Source organism: Paenibacillus sp. AR247, assembly GCF_002968895.1.
GTDB classification, from domain to species: domain Bacteria; phylum Bacillota; class Bacilli; order Paenibacillales; family Paenibacillaceae; genus Paenibacillus_AQ; species Paenibacillus_AQ favisporus.
Genome location: NZ_PCZT01000009.1, coordinates 478,163 through 486,813 on the forward strand (window position 1 = coordinate 478,163; position 8,651 = coordinate 486,813).

Genomic DNA, 8,651 nt, shown 5'->3' on the forward strand with positions numbered 1-8,651 from the left:
AAAAGAAGGTTCAAGCTTGACAAAACGAAGATCGCCGTTTCAGTGCTGCTCATCGCCGCCCTGCTGGTCGGCTGCAGCGGCGGAGGAGGCGGGGGAGGAGCTTCCGGGGACGGTCCGCTGAACGTCAGCATCATGACGATGTATTACACGCCGGAGCCGCCGGACAAGGATAACGTCGTCGTCAAGGAAATCGAGAAGCGGACCAACACCAAGCTGAACATTACATGGGTCTCGCCGAACAACTATGCCGACAAGGTGAACGTTACGCTCGCTTCGGGGGACATTCCCGATCTGATGCTGCTGGATAACGCCTTCACCGCCCAGGTTCGGACGATGGTTGCGCAAGGGGCATTGTGGGATCTCACCCCATATATCAAGGACTACCCAAATTTGATGAAATTTCCGAAGGAAACCTGGACCAATACAAAGCAAGCTGACGGCAAAAACTACGGAATTCCCCGGGTCCGTCCGGTCGAAGGCGGCGGCTTCGTTTACCTACGCAAGGACTGGATGGACAAGCTGAATCTCGAGGTTCCAAAAACAATCGACGAATTTTACGACGTCCTTAAAGCATTCGTTGAAAAGGATCCGGACGGCAACGGCAAGGACGACACGATCGGGTACGCCAGCTTCGTCGACCAGTCCGGCATGGCCTCCCTCGGCCAGCTGCAGAACGTCTTCACAAAGACGAACGGCGATTGGTCGCTGGTAGACGGCAAGCTTGTGAACGTCAATCTGCTACCTGGTGTCCGAGACGCTCTCGTCTGGATGAACAAGGCGTACCGGGAGAAGCTCCTTCCCGAAGATCTCGCGACGCTAAAAAACTCGCAGGCGAAGGATTTGCTCAAGGCGGGCCGGGCGGGAGGCTTCCAGGATACGGTTGAAGCTGCCTGGGAACCAACGGAGGAGCTGCGGAAGACCGATCCGAAGGCGGACTTCCTTCCGCTTGTCTCTCTGAACGGCTACGTCAACCGTGATTCCGGCTTCTTTGGAATGTACGCGATTCCGAAGACTGTGCCAGAAGCGAAGATGAAGAAGCTGCTCGAGCTGATGGACTACGGCGCTTCTGACGAGGGCAGTGATTTGGCAAGCTTCGGCATCAAGGACGTACATTACAAGGAAGAAAACGGCGTGAAGGTGCCAACCGAACAGGCTAAGACCGATATCGTCGCACAGCAGGCGCTCGGCCAAATTTTCATCAAATACGACAAGTATTTGCGCGCCTACCGTTCGGGTATGCCAAGCGACATACTGGAGCGGAACAAGCAAATTATCGACGAGCGGGCCAAACTGAGCGTGCCGGAGGTTGCGGTCGGTCTCAATTCCGATACGAATACCAAGGTCGGCACCGAGCTGGGCAAGAAAATTCAGGACATGAAGACGAAGGTCATTTTGGGGAAAGCGCCGATCGAAGAGTGGGACAGATTCGTTGGAGAACTTAAGAACGATCCCGACCTGCTTAAAATCACCGAGGAAATCAATGCGTCCTATCAGCAGCGGATATCCAGCTCCGAGTAAAGGTTTGGAAAGCACTACCCTCTTTTTTCTAATTTGGAAAAAGAGGGTTTTTCCCGTTCATCTCGCGAGAACCGGTTACTCTCGTAGGCCGGTTAAGGCGTTTCGGTCGGCAAGTGAAAGTTATCGGACCATGGTCCGGGCAGCTATTGAAAAAAAAGAAAGGCAGGGAGCGTCATGAACCATTTCGTCCAAAGGGACTGGCCGGATCGGCCGCCGGCGATCAAAGGCCGTTTCTACCGAAAAAGCCTATTGATCGTGCTGAGCATCACATGCCTACCGACGGCAATTATCGGAATAACACTCTATCTACTCGGCAGCTCGCATATCGGCAAGGAGGTGACGAGCTCGAACGAGGCGCTACTCCTGAACGCGGTGAAGCGCATTAATGGCGATTTGAACCAGCTCGAACTGACGGCGACGCAATGGGCGTTCGACCCGAGGTTCGACGGAAGTCTCCGGAACGTCGATCTGAAGGACCAATATACCGTTACTCAAAACCTGTACCGCACCTTGACGGTTATGAAGGGCTTCTATCCGCTGGTCGATCAGGTGCATCTGTTCGTCGACGGCAAGTCGCCCGTCGTTGTCTCCGACTTCGACGGGATCGAAGCCGTCTCCAGCCCAGGCGATCTCGCCGGCTACCGGGCGGTCATGTCCAGCAAGCAAGGCGCGTTCTGGCTGAACGGCTTCCCACGGGTCAACCGGTCTGACGATCATACGGTGGCGCTCGTACATAAGGTTCCGGGCATCGGCCAGCCTTACGGTACCCTGATTTTCTATCTGGACCGGGATAAGCTCGTAAGCCTGGTGCATGAGCTGTCGCTCGGCAAGGCCGGCAGCTCCTTCATTATCGACGAGAAGGGCCGTTTCGTCGTGACCGAGAAAGGGGCGGCCTTCCGAAGGACGCCGTTCGAGACTGCGCTGGCTGCCGAGATCGGCTTGGTCTGCACTGGACCTACGTCACTGCCGCTTCGCTTTCCTCGATGACGGCTCCGGTCAAAATGATGTCTAGGATGATTGTCGGTGTCAGTCTATCCGGCTTTGTCGTCGCGCTTCTTCTGTCCTGGCTTGCCTCCAAGCGGATCTATCATCCAATCCACCGGCTCGTCGGCTTGTTCCATGACGAGAGGCGCGCGCCCGATCCGCCCAGCGACGAGATCGGCTTTCTCGAGAAGCAGTGGCGCCACCTGAACCGGGAAAGCCGCGAGCTGCGGGAGAAGTTGGAGCAGGCACAGCCCTGGATGCGGTCAAGCTTTTTGCTTCATCTCATACAGGGACATTATTATTCCTTAACGGAAGAGGAACTGCGCGAGAGGATGAACGCCTACGGCTGGAGCATGGACGGCAAGCGGTTTCTGCTCGTGCTCGTCCAGGTTACTGGACTCAGCCGGCTGCAGGGGCGCTTCACGGATGGCGATGCTCAGCTCGTCTCCTTCGCGGCAGCGAATATTGCGCAGGAGTTGACCGCCGCTCGCGGCGAACAGGCGGATATCGTCAATTTCCAGGATCTATCCGTAGGCATCCTGTTGTCCTTCGGGCGTGAGGAGCCGGAGGAGGCGGCACGCGGCAGCGCCTTCCAGCTGGCGGCTTCGCTCGCGGAGACGATCTGCGCCGTGCTGAAGGTGCAAAGCACAATCCTGATAGGTCGGCCTCTGCCGAGAATTGCGGATTTGCCGGAATCGCTGCGGCACCTTCGGCAAGCCGCCCGCTACCGCGATGTTCAGGAGGAGACGCAGATTCTTTCCCTGGAGGACCTTCTTCCCGGCATGGGAAGGGAGGCGGTGCCGTATCCGTTTGGCGCTGAGAAGGAGGTGAAGCAGGCGATCCGGATGGGGCTTCCCGAGGAGGCGGCCGCCGCCGTACAGTCTTTCGTGGAAATTCTCGTGCAGGAGGGAGGGAAGGAAATGTTCGTCCAGGACGGGGCACTTCAGCTGCTCGGCAGTATCCAGCACGCGATTCTGGAAGCCGGCTACCAGCCGCGCGGGCTGTACGGTGACGATGATCTGTACGCCGAGCTTCGCAGAATGCGGGATCCCGAGAGGATGACCGAATGGTTTCGTGTCCGCGTAATCGGACCATACGGGAAAGCGCTGGCCTGCGACAAGGCTTTGCATCAGCGTCGGCTCGTCGAGCGGGCGATGGAGTACGTCAAAGGGAATTACGACTCTGACATCTCGCTGGAGCGCTGCGCCGAGGACTTGGGGACAAGCCCGTTCACGCTGAGCAAGGCGTTCAAACATATCGCCGACATCAATTTCATCGATTACTTGATCCAGCTGCGGATCGAGAAGGCGAAGGAGCTGCTGGACGACACCGACATGAAGGTCGGCGAGATTGCCTTGCAGATCGGTTATCAACCCTCTTATTTGAACCGGCTGTTCAAGAAGCTGGTGGGCGTTACACCGGGGCAATACCGTGAGCGGAAGGCGAACCTCGAGTGAACGCCCGCGATAGATAACGGCGATCCACCTCCGCGGACGCGCCCTTTTCCGAACAGTACGGGCTCTGGGAGTTCGAATGCGTAGAGCTTGCGTTTCGAATATACGCGGCTATCACCCCGGAACGGTCTGCCAGACATCTGGGCGACGACTTTCGATGATGGTTAGTTTCGGCGCATCCAGGTAGAACAGATGCAAGTGGAGGCCATACATGCTGGACGAATTGTTCCAAATGAGGATTGGAATATGGAGAGTATCACTACCACAATGGAGGAAGCTCTTCCTCGGGGAGGTCATCGTCTCCAACACAAGTAAAAACAATTCATCTTCAAAAAGCACTTCACGCAAATCAGCAGCACCTACTTATAAAGCCTCTGGACTTAAGGTGTATATAAACGGTCAAAAGATTAGCTTTAACAGTGAACCGGTTATTTACCAAAATACAAACCTTGTTCCTTTGCGTGAGATTGCTGAAGGTTTGGGGGCGACAATAACCTACGACAAAGATACTGGAACAATTGGAGGAACAAGGTAAGAAACTCGCCAAGATGGAATTGCAGCGGTTGCTTACACTGTACAAATTTCTTCAGGAGCAGATCACCGAGTTCCATGCCAGAATGAATGAGCTCCTGAAGGAGATTCCGTACAGCAACCAGCCTTTGGCCATGAAAGGAATTGGCCGCGATACGGCTGTTGGATTCCTCGCTGACATTCAGGAATACCTGCATCCAAGACAGATCAGCAAGCTGGCCGGCCTGAACTTACGAGAGAATACGTCCAGTAAGCATAAAGGCCAGACGAAGATCACGAAGCGCGGCCGGAAAGGGCAACGGGCCTTACTTTTCAGGGTAGTCACCCCACTCGTGGCGAAGAACCCGGCTTTTAAGGCCTTGCATGAATAAAATATTACACAACAAGACGGGATAATCCGCTCAAGAAAATGCTGTCACTCATTGCGCTATGCAACAAGCTGATTCGGATACTGTTTGGAATTCTGAAGAAAGGCCACGCATTCTGCGAGGATAAGATGCTGGCTGATATCCCTCGATTTGCAAGCGAACCGGTTGCCGCTTAATCCACGAACGAGGCATTAACGGAGCATAACAACAGAAGCACGGATGAGTCGGAGCTAACTATTTTACGGACGTAGATCCTGGCGGGCAGCATATCTGAGCTCCACCTCATGGATAGGTTGAATGAAGGAATGTGGGAACGTAAGACTCTGTGAGACATGGGATGGTTCACCACCATGAGACCTTGTGGAGCTCCAAAAGTGCGACTAGATCTTTCCTAAGTAACCACTTTTTAGAGCAGGTGGTCTCGGGAGAGGTGCTTTGCGCTTTCTCCGCCTCCAAGAATTTCTTCACCTGATAACTGTTTCAATCCGTCATGGCCATTGTTTTCTCGAGAATGCGCATTCTTGAGAATAAGCAAGCAATTCGGAGAAAAGCGTTTGCTCATAGAGGGAGGGCAGCACAATAGCAACTTAACCAACATGTGGCGGCGGTGGGGAGCCATTACTAGTTCGTAGGAATGTCTAAGTGACTGGAGGACTTGATGGATCAATGATTTTAACAAAGCTATATCCATCACGTTTAAAAATTTTTTGATGGGGATTTACAAATAAGAAAAAATATCATACTATATTTTTATAAATCTAGAAATATAAAAATATAGATGGAAAACGAAGAGACAGTACATGGAAAGCAAATCGGAGATGCGCGATGCCATAGAGCCGACGCGGATCAGTATCGTCCTACTCCTTGCAAGCGAACCGGACCAATGCTGCGTCTCGCTGGGAGAGAAGTTATAAACGTCGCCAACTCGACATTATCGCATCATCTGAAGCAGTTGTCGGAGTGCGAATTACTTCAATCGAGGAAAGAAGGAACATTTATTTATTACAGCCTGAACCGCAGAGTGGTGGAAAAATATTCACCCTTCTTGTTGACATAAATTTTTTGATAATTAATTCAATAATCTTAGAAATATAGAAATTCATTTGATCAGAAGGCTGTAATGAAAAACGAAGTTGATCTTTGAAAAATGAGTAATGAGAATGAGACTTTACAGAGTAAAATCAACGAATCAGGTTGAGATCTGTTATTCACTCGCTGCTCAGTTTTGAGAGTTCAACTCTCATATTTAAGCTGTCTGAATTTCATCCGCTTGGAAAGGTTGGACCGAAATTCACCCAGTTGCAGTATCGAATAAACTGCTTTGATCCTTGAAAACTGGATAACGAAACGAAATTTACGTTATAGTAAACCGCCACAACGAATGAGCCTCTATTACAGAAAGGTGGAAAACGACATGATAAAGTTTGTATATATGATCAATCGGATCGGGGGGATGAGTGTCGATAAGTTCGTAGAATACCATCGACATAACCACGCTCCTTTATTTACCTCGATCCCAGAGGCCAAGAAGTATGTCCGAAAATATGTGGTGTCTCACCCGGTTGCCGCCGAGGGCTATCCGCAACCAGCGTATGATGGGCTTACTGAAATCTGGTTCGACAGTTGGGCCGACCATGATGCATTCTTCACATCGGACAACTACCTGCAAAAAGTTCAACCCGACGAAAAGAAGTTCATTGACTTCAGCTCTGTCGGCATCATGGTCACAGAAGAAAAAACAGTGATCTAACTTTGTGAACCCTTCATAGCATCACCGGTAACGGCATGAAGAGAATGAATCAACTGTTTGACTTCGAGAGCATAGCAGGGAGTCGAGGATGATAGGCTAGAGGTAGAAGTTAAGCATAAAACTGACAGGTACTAATCGGTCCAGGGGTTATCCAAATTCACCTGGAAGAATAAAGCAGGGGCTATAATACAGATTTGTTTCGTATCCAGTTTTTCAAGGGTAGTACTTGAAACGATGAGAAAGTGCAGTGAATTTCTCGCGGTAAACTTTTTTTTGAATAACATTTGCTAGGTGGTGATGTTAGAGGTGTCCCGGGCATACCCATCCCGAACACGACAGTTAAGCCTCTAGCGCGATCGTACTTGGACCGAAAGGTCCTGGTAGAGTAGGATGCAGCTAAGCAACGAAATAGTCCCATTGAGAGTCGCTATTATAGCGGCTTTTTTGTTGTCGAGGGACAAGAACATGGTCCCATTGAAGTCGCTATTTTAGCGACTTTTTTATTTTATCGGTACAAGTTCTTGTCAAAGCCAAGGACAAGAACTTATACCGAATACCGGAATGGACAAGAACATAGTCCGATTGCCGATTAAATGTATCTAAACGTTGAGCATATTACTTAACCCCCGCCATTAAGTACCTTAACACATGAAAATGTTCAAATTGTTTTAGACCAACTGACACGATGAGAGGTTAGACACCGGAAGCTATGTATTAAAAAAGCGAAATATCGGACTGAAACTAACTGTTGAGGACAAGAACTTGTACCGATTACCGAAATGGACAAGAACCTGTTCTCATTTACGATTAGGTATATATCTAATTAGTATTCTGCTTAGCCGATTCTCACAATCAGCTACCGCTTTCTGTTGAGGTAACGAAGGGTAAGCTACATCTGTCAGATAACTAGGACTCATGCAACTGCCCGGACTCCTTGTGACGCCAATTTACGAATACCAAGGACAATGCAATTAACGTGAGGATAATCCCAAGTACTCGAAATCCCTCGAAGCTGAAGTTATCTCCCATTACGCTGCTAATGAGTAATGAAGAGAGAATGGTTCCCAGGTATCTTGAGGTATTAAATATTCCAGATGCTACACCTATAATTTCTTTTGGTGAACTTTTGAATAAGGCCGCTTGCATAGCGACACTGTTTAACCCGTTGCTAATACCGAATGCAGCTAAAGCCAGACACACACTGATAACCGGAGAAGTCTGATCCAGTGTCATGATTACGATCCATACGGACCCAAATGTCATCAGCATTCCGGACATAAGCAATGCTGGTCGAGGTCCTGATTTATCGATCCATCGTCCTGCCATTGGAGAAGCAACGAGCGAGCACAAGCCTAAGCTTAGCATGAGCATCCCGGTATGGAACTCGCTGACATGACGTACGATTTGCAAGTAGGATGGAAGCCCGAAAAAGAGAGAGTAAAAAAGCAAGTTAACGACCATGAATTCGACATTGACCCAAGTCATCGCAGGATATTTAGCGAATGTGCGTAAAGGAATAAAGGGTGCTCTCGCTTTTAACTCATGTCGCACGAAAGCTACCAGTCCAACGAAGCCAATCAGCCCGACAATAACGTTACTAAATGAAATTTGACCGGATGATTTTGCGGACAATAATCCAACGAGCAGAGCAACCAGACCCACGGTGAATAGCAGAATTCCTGGCGCATCAATCAAATCAGACCATCTGCGAAAGGACATGTTGCGAGCAACGGATGTCATAGACGGAACATCATTAGGAATATGCCTCCAAGCTAATAAAAAGCTTGTCACTACGAAGGGGATATTAACCAAAAAGATAGCAGGCCAGCCCCACCAGTGAATGACGACCCCGCCAATAAAGGGGCCAATCGCTGCCGCTCCGGATAGGAATATGGACAAGATTGACAGTACAGTCGCTTGTTTCTCCCTAATATGAATTCGCACAATGGCCATTCCAACCGCAACCATCATGCTTGTTCCGATGGATTGCACAATGCGGAACACGATAAGCCAACCAAAGTTTGGGGATAGTGGAGCTAATAATGA

At 50.3% G+C, this 8,651-nt stretch carries 5 protein-coding genes and 3 pseudogenes; 7 read left to right on the forward strand and 1 reads right to left on the reverse strand.

The annotated features are described in order from the left end of the window. The first annotated feature begins 42 nt into the window (after window positions 1-42). The 7 genes and pseudogenes from CPT76_RS10210 (at window position 43) to CPT76_RS10240 (ending at window position 6,605) form a co-directional block, all read left to right on the forward strand. A complete protein-coding gene (locus tag CPT76_RS10210) occupies window positions 43-1,518 on the forward strand; it encodes an extracellular solute-binding protein (RefSeq protein ID WP_374954667.1) in 1,476 nt (491 codons plus the stop codon). 174 nt (window positions 1,519-1,692) lie between these two features. Then, window positions 1,693-2,505 carry a cache domain-containing protein gene (locus CPT76_RS10215; protein WP_105442837.1) on the forward strand — a complete coding sequence of 271 codons (813 nt, stop codon included), beginning with the start codon at window positions 1,693-1,695 and terminating at the stop codon, window positions 2,503-2,505. Between the two features lie 26 nt (window positions 2,506-2,531). Beyond that, window positions 2,532-3,959, forward strand: coding sequence for a helix-turn-helix domain-containing protein (locus CPT76_RS10220; RefSeq protein ID WP_181152778.1), 1,428 nt, complete (start codon window positions 2,532-2,534; stop codon window positions 3,957-3,959). Window positions 3,960-4,120: 161 nt separating this feature from the next. Continuing rightward, a pseudogene (locus tag CPT76_RS10225) lies at window positions 4,121-4,476 on the forward strand (YHYH domain-containing protein); the annotation flags it as partial. A gap of 7 nt (window positions 4,477-4,483) precedes the next feature. Then, window positions 4,484-5,031 (forward strand): annotated as a pseudogene (locus CPT76_RS42455) (transposase); the annotation flags it as partial. A 624-nt stretch (window positions 5,032-5,655) separates the two neighbouring features. Beyond that, window positions 5,656-5,912, forward strand: a pseudogene (locus tag CPT76_RS10235) (ArsR/SmtB family transcription factor). Window positions 5,913-6,269: 357 nt separating this feature from the next. Further along, window positions 6,270-6,605 (forward strand): EthD domain-containing protein, encoded by a 336-nt coding sequence (locus tag CPT76_RS10240; protein ID WP_105442839.1) that lies wholly within the window; start codon window positions 6,270-6,272, stop codon window positions 6,603-6,605. Window positions 6,606-7,511: 906 nt separating this feature from the next. On the opposite strand, the gene CPT76_RS10245 is transcribed toward CPT76_RS10240, so the two are convergent. Beyond that, a partial coding sequence (locus CPT76_RS10245; protein WP_258168271.1) for an MFS transporter occupies window positions 7,512-8,651 on the reverse strand: 1,140 nt, incomplete at its 5' end.

Coding starts and splice junctions, on each gene's coding strand:
- CPT76_RS10215 (WP_105442837.1), top strand. CDS start 1,693: ATGAACCATTTCGTCCAAAGGGACTGGCCGGATCGGCCGCCGGCGATC.
- CPT76_RS10220 (WP_181152778.1), top strand. CDS start 2,532: ATGATTGTCGGTGTCAGTCTATCCGGCTTTGTCGTCGCGCTTCTTCTG.
- CPT76_RS10240 (WP_105442839.1), top strand. CDS start 6,270: ATGATAAAGTTTGTATATATGATCAATCGGATCGGGGGGATGAGTGTC.